Genomic DNA, 15,680 nt, shown 5'->3' with positions numbered 1-15,680 from the left:
GCCCCACTCCCGCTCCTCCCCCGTGCGGGGGGATCGTCTCCCCCGCACGGGGGAGACGCCCGTGATCGCGGGGGTGTCACGATGTGGGCATGGACCGACTGCTCAGAGCCCCCTTCCAACCGCTGACGTACTCACGGTGGTTGCACCTGTGCGTGCCTGTGCTGGTGGTCGCGGTGTGGATGTTCATAGCGCCGGAGGCGCCGTGGGTCCCGGCTCTGATCATCGCCCCGTTCGGTCTCATCCCCTGGATACGGACCGCCGAGGGGCTGCAGGCCCAGTTCCTGCTGACGCCCTACGACCGGGGGTCCGGGGACGGCGCGATATCCACGGTGGCCTCGAAGCGCTGGGGTGACCGCTGGCGGACCGTGCTGTGGTTGGAGATCCGGCTGGTGGTGGCACTCGCGGCCATGTTCGCGACCGTGTGGGCACCGGTGCTCACGGTGGAACTGCTGACCCTCTCGTGGGGGTACCCCGTGCAGGGGGACGCGGCACTGCCCTTGCTGCCGCCGCGCTGGCTGGCGGTGGTGCTCGTTCCGCTTCCGCTGGTGTTGCTGATCGTGGCCGTGTTCCTCCTCGGTGAGCTGATCACTTCCGTCGCGACCCGGTTGCTGGGGCCGTCCGCGGCGGAGCGGCTGTCGGTGCTGGAGGAGCGCACGGAGCAGTTGCTGGAGCGGACCAGGATCGCCCGGGAGCTGCACGACACGATCGGTCACGCGCTGACGGTGGCCGTGGTGCAGGCCGGAGCCGCGCGGGCCGCGGGCGACCCGGAGTTCACCGACCGGGCTCTGGGCGCCATCGAGGAGACGGGCCGGGCGGCTCTGGAGGACCTGGACCGGGTCCTGGCGGTGCTGCGGGAGTCCGGTCCCCGGCCCTCGGAGCGCCCGACGCTGGCCGAGGCGCACCGGCTGCTGGACTCGACGCGGGCTTCCGGGGCCGAAGTGGACGCCGAACTGACGGGTCCGCTGGAGTCGTTGCCGGGTCCGGTCACCCGAGAGGCGTACCGGATCCTCCAGGAGGCGCTCACGAACGTGTTGCGGCACTGCGGGCCGGTCCCGGTCCGGGTGCGGGTGGAAGTGGCCGGGGGCCGGCTGGAGATGGAGGTGACCAATCCGCTGCCCGGGGGCGGGCAGGGGGTGTCCGGGTCGGGCGGCGGGAGCGGCCTGCGCGGCATCCGGCAGCGGGCCGCGCTGCTGGGCGGTACGGCCGACTCCGGTCCGCACGAGGGGAGGTGGCGGGTGCGCGCCCGGCTTCCGCTGGAGCACATACGCTGAGCGGATGCCGGTCACCGTACTCCTCGTAGACGACGAACCCCTGGTGCGCGCGGGTCTGCGCGCCGTGCTCGACGCCCAGCCCGACATCGAGGTGGTGGGTGAGGCCGCTGATGGTGCGGCGGTGATCCCACTGGTCCGCCGGCTGCGCCCGAAGGTGGTGGCGATGGACGTGCGGATGCCGCTGCTGGACGGGATCGAGGCGACCAAGGCGGTGCTGCGGACGGTCGAGGATCCGCCGAAGATCCTCGTGGTGACCACGTTCGAGAACGACGAGTACGTGTACCGGGCGCTGCGGGCGGGGGCCGACGGGTTCCTGCTGAAGCGGGCGCGGCCTTCGGAGATCGTGCACGCGGTCCGGCTGGTGGCGGAGGGGGAGAGCCTGCTCTTCCCGGCCGCGGTGCGGTCGCTGGCGACCGAGTACGGGAACAGCACGGCGCGGGCCAGGCTGGAGCGGGCCGCGCTGACGGAGAGGGAGGAGGCGGTGCTGCGGTTGATGGCGCGGGGGCTGACCAACGCGGAGATCGCGGCCGAGATCTTCGTGGGGACCGAGACCGTGAAGTCGCACGTGAGCGCGGTGCTGGCGAAGCTGGGGGCGCGGGACCGGACGCAGGCCGTGATCGCGGCGTACGAGTCGGGGTTCGTGGCGCCGGCCTGAGGGCGGGGAGTCCGGGGGTAACACCCCCTCGTTCTCGCCGTGCCTCACGGTGCGCAGTACCATCCGGCTGACAGGCGCGCTAGCTGGGAGGACACACGTTGGGGCAGCTGACCGGCGGGGATCCCTCTCTGCTCCGGCGGATCAACTCCGCCGTCGTGCTGCGCGCGCTGCGCGCGGCGGAATCGCCGACCCTCACCGATCTGACCCGGCTCACCGGGCTCTCCCGGCCGACCGTGGAGGGGGTCGTCGAGGGGCTGATGGGCACCGGCCTGGTGGTCGAGGCCTCGGCCGAGGAGGGTGCGCGCCGGCAGGGCCGGCCGGCCCGCCGGTTCCGGTTCCGGGCCGAGGCGGGCCACCTGCTGGGCATCGAGATCGGCTCGCACCGGATCGCCGCGCTGCTGTCCGGGCTGGACGGGCGGGTGATCGGCGCGGGTACCAGGGACGTGTCCGAGTCGGCTTCCGCGGACGAGCGGCTGGAGAAGGTGCGGGCCACCGTCGCGGACCTGCTGCGCCGCTCGGGGGTGCCGAGGGACTCCCTGCGGGCGGTGGGGGTGGCGAGTCCGGGAATCGTGGAGGCGGACGGCACGGTGCGGCTGGGGACGGCCTTGCCGGGCTGGACCGGTCTGCCGCTCGGGGAGCGGCTGAAGCGGTCGTTCCGGTGCCCGGTGCAGGTGGAGAACGACGCCAACGCGGCGGCGGTGGGCGAGCACTGGAAGGGTTCCGCGCGGGACACGGACGACGTGGTGTTCGTGATGGCGGGGTTGAGCCCGGGTGCCGGTTCGCTGATCGGCGGCCGGCTGCACCGGGGGTTCGGCGGGGCGGCCGGCGAGATCGGCGCGCTCCACCTGCTGGGGCGTGAGGCCACGCCCGAGAAGCTGCTGTCCACTACTGGGAAGCCGCTGCACCCGCTGGACGAGCAGGCCGTCGCGGAGGTGTTCGCGCGGGCGCGGCGGGGCGAGGAGCAGGCGGTGGCCGCGCTGGACCGGTTCATCCAGCGGCTGGTGCACGACGTGGCCGCGCTGGTGCTGGCGATCGACCCGGAGCTGGTGGTGGTCGGCGGCTGGGCGGCCGGGCTGGACGGGGTGCTGGAGCCGCTGCGCCGGGAGCTCGCCCGGTACTGCCTGCGGCCGCCCCGGGTGGCGCTGTCGCTGCTGGGGGAGGCGGCGGTGGCCACAGGTGCGCTGCGGCTGGCCCTGGACCAGGCCGAGGAGGAACTGTTCGCGGTGGAGCGGACGGTCACGGCCCGCCGCCGCTGAACCGCGGGGTCGTCCTCGCGGTCCGGCGCCGGCGGGGCCCGGCGGTACGGGTCAGGAGGCGACGCGCTCGGTGTCCCCGGGGTGGCTGATCTCCACGTCGCCGGAGTCGCCGAAGGTGAGGCGGCAGGTGTCGGCGCGGTAGGTGGCCACGGCGACCGCGGCCGTGCCGGTGGCGGTGATGTAGCGGGTGGTGACCAGCAGGACCGGGGCCCCGGGGAGCCGGTCGAGTTCCTTGGCGTCGTCGGCGCGGGCGGACCCGAGCTCCACGGCGCGGTCCTGGCCCTCCAGGGTCTGGCGCTGGAGCTCGCGCAGTACGGCGCGGGCGCGGGCGGGGCCGGAGGGCGCGTCGATGCCGGACAGGCCCGGCACCGAGGCGGCGGGGACGTGCAGGAGTTCCGCGGCGACGACCTGGCCGTGGGTGACCCGGGTGCGGCGGACGGTGTGCACCGGCTGGTCGGCGGCGATGCCGAGGAGCTTGGCGACGGCGGCGGTGGGCACGCCTTCGGCGCAGTCGACGGCCTGCCAGCCGTCACCGGCCTCGCCGGGCCAGCTGGGGCCCGTGCTGCCCACGGCGACGCCCACGCGCGGCGGGGCGACGGTGGTGCCGACGCCGCGGCGGCGCTGCAGCCGGCCTTCGAGCTCCAGCTGCTCCAGGGCCTGGCGCAGGGTCGCGCGCGCGACGCCGAAGCGGGCGGCGAGCTCACGCTCGTTCGGCAGGACCTCGCCCACCTCGAAGTCCTGGTCGAGCGCCTCGCTGAGCACGGTCCTGAGGTGCCAGTACTTCGGCTCCGGCACCGTTTCGAGCTGCGTGGTCCCCACCCTGAATCCTCCTGCGATCGCCGCGATCGGCGTGTCCCAGCGGCAGTTTCGCGCCTTAGGTTTCGCGCCTTTGTTTATTAAAGGTTCCTGCACTATCCCTGCGACCATAGGGCGGCGTCCCTGGTTGGTCAAGACCAATCCTCGCCCCAGTGCGGGGCACTTCGGGCATACGTATCAAGCCGTTCATGGGATGTTCTCGGATGACGGGGGGTCCGGCAGGGGGCTTGTAACGCTGACTACCGGACGGTAGGCATGGGTCCGGCACTGCTGACATCACGTCTCGCAACGCCCGCCACGGGTGCCCCGCTGCAGAGGAGCAAGCATGACCGCCTCCGTGTCCTTCGCGATCGATCCGCCGTCCGACTCCGGCGTCGGGGCCCCCGCTGCCGGGCCGCGCCCCGTCACCGTCACCTACGAGCGCAAGGGCGCCGGCGAGCCGCTCCTGCTGCTGCACGGCATCGGCCACCACCTCCAGGCCTGGCATCCGGTGACCGACATCCTGGCCGCCGACCACGACGTGATCGCCGTGGACCTGCCCGGCTTCGGCGCGTCGGAGGCCCTGCCCGACGGCGTGCCGTACGACCTGGCCACGGTCGTCCCGGCCCTCGGCGCGCTGTGCGCGGCACTCGGCGTCCACCGCCCGCACGTGGCGGGCAACTCCCTCGGCGGGCTGCTGGCCCTGGAGATGGGCCGGACCGGCCTGGCCCGTTCGGTCACCGCCCTCTCCCCCGCCGGCTTCTGGTCCGAGCCCGAGCGCCGCTACGCCTTCGCCGCCCTGCGCGCGATGCGGGCCGGGGCGCGGGCCCTGCCCCCGTCCGCGGTCGGCCGGCTGGCCCGCAGCGCGGCCGGCCGTGCCGCCCTGACCGGCACCATCTACGCCCGCCCGGCCCGCCGTTCCCCGGAGGCGGTGGCGGCCGAGACCCGGGCCCTGCGCGAGGCCTCCGGTTTCGAGCGGACCCTCGCCGCCGGCGGCTCGGCCCGTTTCACCGAGGACGTCACCGGGCTGCCGGTCACCATCGCCTGGGGCTCCCGGGACCGGCTGCTGGTGCCCCGGCAGGGCCCGCGCGCCAAGCGGACGATCCCCGGGGCCCGGCTGGTCCGGCTGCCGGGCTGCGGCCACGTGCCGATGAACGACGACCCGGCCCTCGTCGCCCGGGTCATCCTCGACACCGCCCAGTCCGCGGGAAGGGCCGCGAGGACGACCGCGGAAGCGGTCGGCGCGGGGGCGGGCGCGGGGGCCGGCGCGTCCCCCGCCTGAGTGTCTGACGGCTGTTCACCGGCGGTTCGCGTCCATGACGCGGTCGGGCCCGGCTGCCACCGGCACACTGGCCCGACCCGTCCCAGGAGGCGCACCGATGCCGCACACCCGCCGTTCCCTGTTCCGCGGCTCCCTCGCCGCGTCCGCCGCCCTCGCGCTGCCCGCGGCGGCCGTCCCCGTGACGGCCGCCCCCGCGTTCGCCCGGTCCGGCCGCCCCGGTGCCCCCTGGGGCACGCAGTCCGGGGAGATCACCCCGTTCTCCGCCACCGTATGGACCCGCGCCGACCGCCCGGCCCGGATGTACGTGGAGACCTCCCCGAGCGAATCGTTCCGCCATGCGGTTCGCCGGCACCGCGGCCCGTACCTGGGACCCGCCACCGACTTCACCGGCACCACCGCCCTACACGGCCTGCCGCCCGGCCGGCAGATCCACTACCGGGTCCTGCTCGCCGACCCCGACGACCCCACCCGCACCGGCGGGCCGGTCCACGGCACCTTCCGCACCTCCCCCGTCACCCGCCGCTCCGGCGTGCGCTTCCTCTGGTCCGGGGACCTGGCCGGCCAGGGCTGGGGCATCAACCCCGACCTCGGCGGTTTCCGCGTCTTCTCCGAGATGCGGCGCCTGGACCCCGACTTCTTCCTCTTCAGCGGTGACACCGTCTACGCCGACGGCCCCATCCAGCCCTCCGTCCCGCTGCGCGACGGAACCCTCTGGCGCAACATCACCACCCCGGAGAAGGCCAAGGTCGCCGAGACCCTCGCCGAGTTCCGCGGGAACTTCCGCTACAACCTGCTCGACCACCACCTGCGCGGCTTCAACGCGCAGGTCCCGGTCATCGCGCAGTGGGACGACCACGAGGTCCGCAACAACTGGTACCCGGGCCAGCTCCTGGACGACCCCCGGTACACGGTCAAGGACGTCGACGTGCTGGCCGCCCGCGCCCGCCAGGCGTTCGGCGAGTACTTCCCCCTGCACGACCTGCGGGCGGGCGACCCCGACGGCCGCATGTACCGGGTGGTACACCACGGCCCGCTGCTCGACGTGTTCGTGCTGGACATGCGCACCCACCGCAACGCCAACTCCCCGGGCCGCCAGACCACCGACCCGCAGGGCATCCTCGGCGCCCGGCAACTCGCCTGGCTCAAGCGCGAGCTGTCCCGCTCCCGGGCCACCTGGAAGGTCATCGCCGCGGACATGCCCCTCGGCATCGTGGTCCCCGACGGCGCCACCGACTTCGAGGCCGTGGCGCAGGGCGACCCCGGCGCGCCCCTCGGCCGCGAGCTGCAGATCGCCGACCTGCTGCGGCACGTCAAGCACCGCCGGATCACCGGCACCCTCTGGCTCACCGCCGACGTCCACTACACCTCGGCCCAGCACTACGCCCCCGAGCGCGCCGCCTTCGGCGACTTCGAGCCGTTCTGGGAGTTCGTCTCCGGGCCGGTCGGCGCGGGCGGCTTCCCGCACGGCCGGCTGGACGCCACCTTCGGCCCCCGGCAGGAGTTCGTGCGCTCGGCGCCGCTGCCCAACATGTCCCCGGCCGAGCACCCGCCTTACTTCGGCGAGGTGGAGATCGACGGGGACAGCGGGGAACTCACCGTCCGGTTGCGCGCGGAGGGCATCGGCGTACTCTTCAGCAAGACGCTCCGGCCGGGCCTGGTCGGCCAGTAGCGGCCGTGGCGCAGCCCCCGGCAGCACACCGCCGTCGGCCCGAAAAGGGACGAAATCGGCCAGATGGATCCTTAACCGCGCGGACACAGATCGTTCGTGATCACGCAACACCTCTTCGCCAGAGTGGTGTGCATGACTCACCGCCCTTCCCGCAAGCACTCGCACCACTGGCGCCGCGACCTCGTCGAACTGGCCGCCCTGTTCTGCGCCGTCGCCGTGGCCGACGCCATCGCCAAGCTCGTCGTCAAGGGCCCCAGCGGGCCCGTGGCCCTGATCGCCTCCGCCGTGGCGCTCCTGGCCACGGCGGCCTTCCACACCTGGTGGTCACGCCGCCACAGCCATGCCCCGCCCCCTCCCATGACGGCCCCGTCCGATACCTCCGCGGCCGGCTCCGCCCAGGCCCCCGCACCCGCCGAGACCGCCGTCCTCTGGCGCCTCCGGACGACGGTGCGGGACCGCCCCGGCAGCCTGGCCGCGCTGTGCACCGCCCTCGCCGGCGGCCGGGTCGACATCCTCTCCCTCCAGACCCACCCGCTGCCCGAGGGCGGCATCGTGGACGAGTTCCTGGTGCGCGCCCCGCGCGAGCTGACCGCGGCCGAACTCGCCCGGACCGTGGCCTCCGCCGGCGGGCGGCACACCTGGATCGAACGCGCCGACGCACACGACCTGGTCGACGCCCCGACCCGCATGCTGGGCCTCGCCACCCGCACCGCGCTGGACGCCGCCGAGCTCCCGCTCGCCCTGCGCCACCTGCTGGGCCGCTGCACGATCCACTCCATCCCCGCCACCACCCTGTCCGGCCGCCCCAACGCGGGTGCCGAAACCCCGGTGGAGGGTGTCCTGGAAGCCACCGTGATGCGGCTGCGCGACCCCTCCGGCGGTGCGATCACGGTGGAGCGCCCCCACCTGCCCTTCACCCCGACCGAGTTCGCCCGGGCCCGCGCACTGATCGAGCTCGACGCCCGGCTCGGCCCGCGGGTCCCGCGCAGCGAGGACGTACTGACCCTGCCCGAGGGCAACGAGATCACGGTGCGGCGCGCCGACTCCGCCGACCACGCGGCCGCCCTCGCCATGCACGGCCGCTGCTCGGAACCCACCCTGGCCCGCCGCTACCACGGCCCGGTCGCCGACGCCGACCGCTACCTCGGCCACCTGCTGAGCCCCCGCTTCGGCCGCACCCTCGCCGCCACCACCGCCTCCGGCAAGCTCGTCGCCCTCGGTCACCTGCTGTGGGACGGGGACGAGACCGAGGTGGCGCTGCTCGTCGAGGACGAGTGGCAGCGCCGCGGCATCGGCTCGGAGCTGCTGCGCCGGCTGGTCGCGATGGCCGTGGAAGCCGGCTGCGAGAGCGTGTACGCGGTCACCCGGGCGGCCAACACCGGCATGGTGGCGGCCATGCGCGGCCTCGGGCTGCCGCTCGACTACCAGATCGAGGAGGGAACGCTGGTGATCACGGCCCGGCTGGAGGCGACCCCGGTGAGGTCCCGGCCGGCGTACCAGATCCCGCACGTTCCGCCGGTGTCAGGCGGCTGAACGAGAACGGTAGTGACGCGGGCGGGGTCCGCGTACGAAGATGGCGGCATGCAGCAGACCCATGACGGAACCCGACTGCCCCGCCAGGTGGCCGACGCCTACGTCGACAGCCTGATCGAACTCGACCCCATCACCGGTACCTACCTGGGCGTGGCCGAGAGCTCCGGCCGGCTCCCCGACTTCTCCCCGGCCGGTACGGAGGCCCTCACCGGCCTCGCCCGCGCCACGCTGGCGGAACTGGACGCCGCCGAGCGGCTGCCCGGCGCGGACAGCGACGCCGAGCGCCGCTGCGCGCGGCTGCTGCGCGAGCGGCTGACCGCCGAACTGGCGGTGCACGACGCCGAGGAGAGCCTCCGGGCGGTCAGCAACATCCACTCGCCCGCGCACAGCGTCCGGGAGGTCTTCACGCTGACCCCGGCCGGCTCCGACGAGGAGTGGGCCGCCATCGCACAGCGGCTGCGCGCCGTCCCGGCCGCCCTGGGCGGCTACCGCGAGTCCCTGGAACTGGGCCTGGCGCGGGGCCTGTACGGCGGCCCCCGCCCCACCGCCACCTTCATCGGCCAGCTCACCACCTGGGCCGGCCAGGACGAGGGCGAGGGGGCCGGACCGGGGTTCTTCGCGGAGTTCGCCGCGGGCGGCCCGGAGGCGCTGCGCGCGGAACTGGACGCGGCCGCGGCCGTGGCCACCGCCGCCGTGCTGGAGCTGCGCGACTGGATGCGCGACGTGTACGCGCCGGCCGTGGCCGACGCCCCGGACACGGTGGGCCGCGAGCGCTACGCCCGCTGGTCCCGCTACTTCAACGGCACCGACCTCGACCTGGACGAGGCGTACGCGTACGGCTGGTCCGAGTACCACCGCCTGCTCGCCGAGATGAAGACCGAGGCGGGCAGGATCCTGCCGGGCGCCACCCCCTGGGAGGCCCTGAAGCACCTGGACGAGCACGGCACCCACATCGAGGGCGTCGACGAGGTCCGGGCGTGGCTCCAGGGCATCATGGACGAGGCCATCGAGAACCTGGACGGCACCCACTTCGAACTCGCCGAGCGGGTCCGGAAGGTGGAGTCCCGCATCGCGCCCCCCGGCGGCGCGGCGGCCCCGTACTACACCTCCCCCTCGGAGGACTTCTCGCGGCCGGGACGCACCTGGCTCCCCACGATGGGCCAGACCCGGTTCCCGGTGTACGACCTGGTGTCCACCTGGTACCACGAGGGCGTTCCCGGGCACCACCTCCAGCTGGCGCAGTGGACGCACGTCGCCGACCGGCTCTCCCGCTACCAGGCGACGGTGGGCATCGTCAGCGCCAACGCCGAGGGCTGGGCGCTGTACGCGGAGCGGCTGATGGACGAGCTGGGCTACCTCAAGGACGCCGAGCAGCGGCTGGGCTACCTGGACTGCCAGATGATGCGGGCGTGCCGGGTGATCGTGGACATCGGCATGCACCTGGGGCTGGAGATCCCGGCGGACTCGCCGTTCCACCCGGGCGAGCGCTGGACGCCGGAGCTCGCCCAGGAGTTCTTCGGCATGCACAGCGGTCGGCCCGCCGACTTCGTGGAGAGCGAGCTGACCCGCTACCTGTCGATGCCGGGGCAGGCCATCGGCTACAAGCTGGGCGAGCGGGCCTGGCTGCTGGGCCGCGACAACGCGCGCGCCGCGCGCGGTGAGGACTTCGACCTCAAGGCGTGGCACATGGCCGCGCTGTCGCAGGGCTCGCTGGGTCTGGACGACCTGGTCGACGAGCTGTCGCGGCTCTGATCCGGTACGGCCGCGCGGGCCGCCCGCTCCCCCGCCGGGGGGGCGAGGCGGCCCGTGCGCGTCCGCGTCATGCGCGGCGTGCGCGTCCGCGGCGGCGGGTGTCAGCAGCCGCAGTCGTCGGAGTCGGTGGGCGCGGTCAGCGGGTCGGCATCGGCGCGCCGGGTCGGGCCCTGCCAGGTCTCGACCTCGAAGCCCTCGCGGATCCAGTACTCGATGCCGCCGAGCATCTCCTTCACCTGGAAGCCGAGTTCGGCGAGGGCCAGGGCGGAGCGGGTGCCGCCGTTGCAGCCGGGGCCCCAGCAGTAGGTGACCACGGGGACGTCCTTGTCCAGGAGCTGCTCGGCCTGTTCGGGGATGAGGGCCGTGGGCAGGTGGACCGCTCCGGGCACGTGCGCCTGGTCCCAGGCGGGGGTGGAACGCGAGTCGACCAGCTGGAAGCCGAGCTCGGCGCCCTGCTCGCGGTGGGCCCGGAAGGCGGCGGCGACGTCGGACACGTCCGCGTGGAAGGCGAGGCTGGCCGCGAAGTAGGCGGCGGCCGCGGCCGGGGCGGCCGGCGGAACCCGCAGCACGGGGTTGACGGTCGGGGCGGCGGCGGTGTTCGGGTTCGTCGTCATGCCCAGAAATCTACGGGCCTTGATCCACTACAGGAAGGCGGTTTCCCCGGCGTATCACTTGTTGGACCGGGTTTTCCACGGCACTATCCGTCCATGACCGGTTATTCCCCCGACGCCACCGACTGGCGCATCCTCGAAGCCCTCCAGCACAACGGCCGGGCCGGCTTCTCCGAGCTGGCCCGGACCGTCTCCATGTCCGCCAGTGCCGTCACGGAGCGGGTCCGCCGCCTGGAGGAGGCCGGGGTGATCACCGGCTACACGGCGGTCGTCGACCCGGAGAAGCTGGGCAAGTCCATCCTGGCGCTGGTGCGGCTGCGCTATCCGCACGGCAACTACCGGCCGTTCCACGACCTGCTGGAGAGCACCACGGAGATCCTGGAGGCGCACCACGTCACCGGCGACGACTGCTTCGTCCTGAAGGTCGCCGCCCGCTCCATGTCGCACCTGGAGGAGGTCACGGGCCGGATCGCCGGACTGGGACCGGTGACGACCAGCATCGTGTACTCCTCGCCCCTGCCCCGGCGGCCGCTCAGTCCGTGAGCGCGTCCGGCGTGCCGGTGCGGTGCCGGACCTCCGAGCCGCCGCGCCGCTTGACGACCTCCAACTGGGTCTGGACCCGGGTGCGCAGGTCGGCGACGTGGCTCACGATGCCGACGCTGCGGTCCCGTTCGCGCAGCGAGTCCAGGACGTCGAGGACCTCGTCCAGGGCCTGGTCGTCGAGGCTGCCGAAGCCCTCGTCGATGAACAGGGTGTCCAGGCGGGTGCCGCCCGCCTCGTCGGTGACCACGTCGGCCAGGCCCAGGGCCAGCGCGAGCGAGGCGAAGAAGGTCTCGCCACCGGAGAGCGTGGCCGTGTCCCGCTCCCGGCCGGTCCAGGCGTCGACCACGTGCAGTCCGAGACCGGAACGCCCCCGTCCGCCCGCCCTGGCGGCGGAGTGGACCAGGGTGTAGCGGCCGCCGGACATGCGCAGCAGCCGGACGGTGGCCGCGGCGGCGACCTGCTCCAGCCGGGCCGCGAGCACGTACGACTCCAGCCGCATCCGGCGTTCGTTGTCCGCGGAGGTGCCCGCGGTCAGCGCGGCCAGGCGGGCCACCCGGTCGTAGGCGTCGCGCAGCGGGCCCTGGGCCCGCAGGTCCGTCTCGGCCTGCCGGGACAGCCGGTCCAGTTCGGCGCACCGGAGCCGGGCCGCGTCCACGGCCGAGGAGGCGGCGCGCAGGGTGCCGGCGGCCCGCTCCAGGGCCGCCGCGGCGGCGGGGGCGTCGGCCGGCTCCCGTTCGGCCGCGGCGACGGTGTCCGCCTCGGCGAAGCGTTCGGCCAGGGCCGCCTCCTCGGCCGCCCAGGCGTCCGTGCGGCGCTGCAGCGCGGAGCGCTCGGGCTCGGCGAGCACCGCCGCGGCGGCCTCGTCGGTGGTGTCGAAGCCGGCCCGGAAGGCGGCGTCGGAGAGGTGGTCGTCCGCCTCCTTCAGGTGCTGCGCGGCCGTCTCGGAACGGCGCAGCGCCGCGGCGGCCTCCGAGACCAGGCGGACCCGGGTCTCCAGGGTGCGGGCCCGTTCGGCGACGCTCCCGGCGTCGGACCGGACCAGGCTCAGCTCGGCCTCCAGGGCCGCCTGTTCGCGGTCGAGGGCCTCGCGGTGGGAGGCGCGGGCGGCGGCCAGGCGTTCGGCCCGCTGCCGGTTCTCGCTGCGTGCGGCGTACTCGCGCTCGGCCGCGGCCAGTTCCTCCCGGGCCGCGTGGAGGCCGCCCGCGAGCCGGTGGGCGGCGGCGTGCTCGCGGGTCAGTTCCTCGGTACGGGCCAGGAGTTCGGCGGTGGCGGTGTCCCCGGCGGCGGCCGCCGCCTCGGCCCGGGCCTGCCGTACGCCGGCCAGCGCGCGCTCGCAGGAGGCGCGGCGCGCCTCGGTCCGCTCGTAGCGGGCGTGAGCGGCGTCCTCGGCGGCGCGGTCGACGTGGCCGGGGGCGGGGCGGGCCGGGGCCGGGTGCTCCGCCGATCCGCAGACGGCGCAGGGCTCGCCGGTGACGAGGGCCTCGGCGAGTTCGGCGGCGATACCGCGCAGCCGGGCCTCCTTGAGCTCCAGCCAGCGCTCCCGCGCGGCCTGCGCCTCCTCGCGTACGGAGAGCAGTTCGGCGGCGGCCCGGTCGCACTCCTCGGCCAGGGCGTCGCGCCGCCGGGCGGCGGCGAGCCGGAGCCGGGCGGGTTCCAGGGCCCCGGCCAGCTGTTCGGCGGCGGTGGCGGCGTACTGCGTGGTGTCGACCCGGTCGTGCAGCAGGGCGCGGGTGTCCTCCCAGCGGGCCAGCCAGTCGGCGTCCTCGGCCAGTGCCTCCTCGGCGGCCCGGGACTCCCGGTCGAGGGCGGCGCGCTCGCGGGTGATCTCGGCGGAGCGGCGTTCGGCGCGGTGGGCCGCGCCGAGCGCGCCGAGTTCCTCGCGGAGTCCTCGCTCCAGCGCGGCGAGCTGTTCGGCACCGGCCCCGGCGAGCGACGCGGGCAGCCGGCCCCGGGCGTCGGCCTCGGCCCGGGCGGCGGCGCGATGCGCGGCGGCCGCGGCGGAGCGGAGTTCGAGGGCGGGCAGGACGGAGGCGGCCCGGCGGGCCCGGTCCAGCAGCCGGGCCACCCGCTCGCGTTCGGGTGCGGCCGCCGCGAGGGCGGCGGCCCGGTCCAGGGTCTCGGCGTGCCGGCGGCGGAGCCGGTCGAGTTCGCGGGCCTCCTCGGCGGCCAGGCGGGCCTGGTGGTGGCGGCTCTCCGCGGCGGCGAGGGCGTACTCGGCGACGGTGAGCCGCTCCCGCGCGCCGCTGCGGGCCACCGCGGCCCAGGCGCAAACGGCGCCGGACAGCCCGGGGTCACCGGGGGCCAGGTCGGGCAGCGGCCATTCGCGCAGGTCGGGGGTGTCCCCGGCGGCCTGGGCGAGGCGCTGGGCGGTGGCCAGGACCTTCTCGTCGCCGGCCCGGACCTTCGCCTCGGCGGCCCGGCGCCGGTCGGCGAGGAGGGTCTCGACCGCGGCGAACCGCCGGGTGTCGAAGAGCCGGCCGAGGAGGCGGCCGCGGGCTTCGGCGTCGGCGCGCAGGAAGCGGGCGAACTCGCCCTGCGGGAGGAGGACGACCTGGCAGAACTGCTCCCGGCTCATGCCGAGGAGCTGTTCGACCTCCTCGGCGGTCTCCTGGTGGGAGCGGGAGAGCGCCTGCCAGCCGGTGGCGGCGGTGTGTTCGCGGAGCCCGGTCTGGGCCTTGTCCCGGGTGGTGCCGGTGCCGCGCTTCTTCGGGCGCTCCTGTTCGGGGCGGCGGGTGAGCTCCAGGCGGCGGCCGCCGACGGTGAGTTCGAGGAGGACCTCGGTGGGGGTGCCGGGGTCGGCGTGGTCGCTGCGCAGGCTGCTGCCGGGCGACTGGCGCGGCCCGGGCACCGAGCCGTACAGGGCGTAGCAGACGGCGTCGAGGATGGAGGTCTTACCGGCGCCGGTGGGCCCGTGCAGCAGGAAGATCCCGGCGCCGGAGAGCGCGTCGAAGTCGATCTCCTGGCGGGTGGCGAAGGGGCCGAAGGCGGTGATCTCCAGCCGGTGCAGCCTCACGCGGCGTCCTCCCGGGCGGCGCTGTCGGTGCGGACCTGTTCGAAGGCCTGGCGGAGCACCTCGCGCTCGGCGGGGTCGGGGGCGCCGCCGCGCACGTGGGCGACGAAGTCCTCGGCGATCTCCTGGTCGGTGCGGCCGGTGACGCGCTGGGCGTAGGTGGCGTCGGTGTCCTCGGGGCGGTCCTCCGGGTCGAAGGCGAGGCTGAGGGTGTGCGGGAAGCGGGCCGCGACGCGGGCCATGGGGTCCTGCGGGCGGACCGGGTCGGTGAGGACGGCCTCCACCCAGGAGTCCTCGTGGCGGGTCAGGGCGGGGTCCTCCAGGAGCGCGTCGAGGCGTCCGCGGAGCCGGGCCAGCGGACGGGGGACGGGGGTGTCGACGCGTTCGGCGCTGATCTCCCCGGCCGGTCCGAGGTCGACGAGCCACATGGACTTGCGGTGGCCGGCCTCGGAGAAGGAGTAGGCGAGCGGGGAACCGGAGTAGCGGACCCGTTCGTTGATCGTCTGGCAGCCGTGGAGGTGGCCGAGGGCGGCGTAGTCGACCCCGTCGAAGACGGAGGCGGGCACGGCCTCGACCCCGCCGACGGCGATGTCGCGTTCGCTGTCGCTGGGCTGTCCGCCGGTGACGAACGCGTGGGCGAGCACCACCGACCGGGTGCCGGCGGGCCGGGCGGCGAGGTCGGCGCGGATCCGGTCCATGGCCCCGCCGAGGACCGCTTCGTGGCTGACCCGTTCCGCGCCGAAGGCGTCCTTGACCAGGGCGGGCTCAAGGTACGGCAGCCCGTACAGCGCCACCTGGCCGTGCGCGTCGCAGAGCACGACGGGGTCGGCGCAGCCGGCGGGGTCGGTGCGCAGGTGGATGCCGGCGCGCCCGATGAGGCCGGCGCCGACGCCGAGCCGGCGGGCCGAATCGTGGTTGCCGGAGATCATCACGGTGGGCACGCCGAGTTCGGCGAGCCGGTGCAGGGCCCGGTCGTAGAGCTCGACGGCGGGCAGCGGCGGGACCGCGCGGTCGTAGACGTCCCCGGCGACGAGGACGGCGTCGACGTCGCGTTCCCGGACGGTCTCGACGAGGTGGTCGAGGAAGGCGGCCTGGGCGCCGAGCAGGGCGACCCGGTGGAACGATCTGCCGAGGTGCCAGTCGGAGGTGTGCAGAAGCCTCACGGTGCCCCCCTGGCCGGCATGTCTCCCGCTCCTCGTCCTGTCGTGCGGCCGCGGCGGACCGGGTCGGGCCCGTGCGGCGTCGGCCACCACAGTAACCCCCGGCGGGACCACGGATCCGCGCCCTTCGTCACCGGGGCATG

12 protein-coding genes are annotated in these 15,680 nt (G+C 75.1%); 8 read left to right on the top strand and 4 right to left on the bottom strand.

Going from position 1 to position 15,680, the window contains the following annotated elements; translation table 11 throughout:
- The first annotated feature begins 89 nt into the window (after positions 1-89).
- The 3 genes from ACFY61_RS10120 to ACFY61_RS10110 all read left to right on the top strand — a co-directional run bounded on the left by ACFY61_RS10120 (position 90) and on the right by ACFY61_RS10110 (position 3,182).
- Entirely contained in the window at positions 90-1,271 is a 1,182-nt protein-coding gene (locus ACFY61_RS10120) for a sensor histidine kinase (protein WP_389469483.1), read from the top strand.
- A 4-nt stretch (positions 1,272-1,275) separates the two neighbouring features.
- Positions 1,276-1,926, top strand: a complete 651-nt coding sequence (locus ACFY61_RS10115; protein WP_389469480.1) for a response regulator — start codon at positions 1,276-1,278, stop codon at positions 1,924-1,926.
- 98 nt (positions 1,927-2,024) lie between these two features.
- Positions 2,025-3,182 (top strand): ROK family transcriptional regulator, encoded by a 1,158-nt coding sequence (locus ACFY61_RS10110; protein WP_389469478.1) that lies wholly within the window; start codon positions 2,025-2,027, stop codon positions 3,180-3,182.
- Between the two features lie 51 nt (positions 3,183-3,233).
- On the opposite strand, the gene ACFY61_RS10105 is transcribed toward ACFY61_RS10110, so the two are convergent.
- Positions 3,234-4,001 (bottom strand): GntR family transcriptional regulator, encoded by a 768-nt coding sequence (locus tag ACFY61_RS10105; RefSeq protein WP_389469476.1) that lies wholly within the window; start codon positions 3,999-4,001, stop codon positions 3,234-3,236.
- 322 nt (positions 4,002-4,323) lie between these two features.
- Between ACFY61_RS10105 and ACFY61_RS10100 the strand changes: the two genes are divergently transcribed.
- The 4 genes from ACFY61_RS10100 to ACFY61_RS10085 all read left to right on the top strand — a co-directional run bounded on the left by ACFY61_RS10100 (position 4,324) and on the right by ACFY61_RS10085 (position 10,213).
- Positions 4,324-5,259 (top strand): alpha/beta fold hydrolase, encoded by a 936-nt coding sequence (locus tag ACFY61_RS10100; protein WP_389469474.1) that lies wholly within the window; start codon positions 4,324-4,326, stop codon positions 5,257-5,259.
- A gap of 97 nt (positions 5,260-5,356) precedes the next feature.
- Positions 5,357-6,928 carry an alkaline phosphatase D family protein gene (locus ACFY61_RS10095; RefSeq protein ID WP_389469472.1) on the top strand — a complete coding sequence of 524 codons (1,572 nt, stop codon included), beginning with the start codon at positions 5,357-5,359 and terminating at the stop codon, positions 6,926-6,928.
- Positions 6,929-7,060: 132 nt separating this feature from the next.
- The gene (locus ACFY61_RS10090) at positions 7,061-8,461 is read left to right on the top strand and encodes a GNAT family N-acetyltransferase (protein ID WP_389469469.1); all 1,401 of its coding nucleotides are present in this window, start codon (positions 7,061-7,063) and stop codon (positions 8,459-8,461) included.
- A 48-nt stretch (positions 8,462-8,509) separates the two neighbouring features.
- Positions 8,510-10,213: a DUF885 domain-containing protein gene (locus ACFY61_RS10085; protein WP_389469468.1), complete on the top strand. Its 1,704-nt coding sequence runs from the start codon at positions 8,510-8,512 to the stop codon at positions 10,211-10,213.
- A 101-nt stretch (positions 10,214-10,314) separates the two neighbouring features.
- Here the strand turns inward: ACFY61_RS10085 and ACFY61_RS10080 are convergent, their stop codons facing one another.
- Positions 10,315-10,827, bottom strand: a complete 513-nt coding sequence (locus ACFY61_RS10080) for a rhodanese-like domain-containing protein (RefSeq protein WP_389469465.1) — start codon at positions 10,825-10,827, stop codon at positions 10,315-10,317.
- A 93-nt stretch (positions 10,828-10,920) separates the two neighbouring features.
- On the opposite strand from ACFY61_RS10080, the gene ACFY61_RS10075 reads away from it, so the two are divergent.
- Positions 10,921-11,367 (top strand): Lrp/AsnC family transcriptional regulator, encoded by a 447-nt coding sequence (locus ACFY61_RS10075; protein ID WP_389469462.1) that lies wholly within the window; start codon positions 10,921-10,923, stop codon positions 11,365-11,367.
- Here the strand turns inward: ACFY61_RS10075 and ACFY61_RS10070 are convergent.
- Positions 11,357-14,380, bottom strand: coding sequence for an AAA family ATPase (locus ACFY61_RS10070; RefSeq protein ID WP_389469460.1), 3,024 nt, complete (start codon positions 14,378-14,380; stop codon positions 11,357-11,359). The two genes, ACFY61_RS10075 and ACFY61_RS10070, sit on opposite strands and share 11 nt — an antisense overlap.
- The gene (locus ACFY61_RS10065; RefSeq protein ID WP_389469458.1) at positions 14,377-15,540 is read right to left on the bottom strand and encodes an exonuclease SbcCD subunit D; all 1,164 of its coding nucleotides are present in this window, start codon (positions 15,538-15,540) and stop codon (positions 14,377-14,379) included. Before ACFY61_RS10065 ends, ACFY61_RS10070 begins: the two co-directional genes overlap by 4 nt.
- Positions 15,541-15,680 lie beyond the last annotated feature (140 nt).

This window comes from Streptomyces sp. NPDC012888 (assembly GCF_042900645.1).
Lineage (GTDB): Bacteria > Actinomycetota > Actinomycetes > Streptomycetales > Streptomycetaceae > Streptomyces.
This window is presented reverse-complemented; position numbering and strand designations above follow the sequence as displayed.

What these genes read in the sequence shown, in the direction of transcription:
- ACFY61_RS10120 (WP_389469483.1), top strand. Translation starts at nt 90, where the DNA reads ATGGACCGACTGCTCAGAGCCCCCTTCCAACCGCTGACGTACTCACGG.
- ACFY61_RS10115 (WP_389469480.1), top strand. Translation starts at nt 1,276, where the DNA reads ATGCCGGTCACCGTACTCCTCGTAGACGACGAACCCCTGGTGCGCGCG.
- ACFY61_RS10100 (WP_389469474.1), top strand. Translation starts at nt 4,324, where the DNA reads ATGACCGCCTCCGTGTCCTTCGCGATCGATCCGCCGTCCGACTCCGGC.
- ACFY61_RS10095 (WP_389469472.1), top strand. Translation starts at nt 5,357, where the DNA reads ATGCCGCACACCCGCCGTTCCCTGTTCCGCGGCTCCCTCGCCGCGTCC.
- ACFY61_RS10090 (WP_389469469.1), top strand. Translation starts at nt 7,061, where the DNA reads ATGACTCACCGCCCTTCCCGCAAGCACTCGCACCACTGGCGCCGCGAC.
- ACFY61_RS10085 (WP_389469468.1), top strand. Translation starts at nt 8,510, where the DNA reads ATGCAGCAGACCCATGACGGAACCCGACTGCCCCGCCAGGTGGCCGAC.
- ACFY61_RS10080 (WP_389469465.1), bottom strand. Translation starts at nt 10,827, where the DNA reads ATGACGACGAACCCGAACACCGCCGCCGCCCCGACCGTCAACCCCGTG.
- ACFY61_RS10075 (WP_389469462.1), top strand. Translation starts at nt 10,921, where the DNA reads ATGACCGGTTATTCCCCCGACGCCACCGACTGGCGCATCCTCGAAGCC.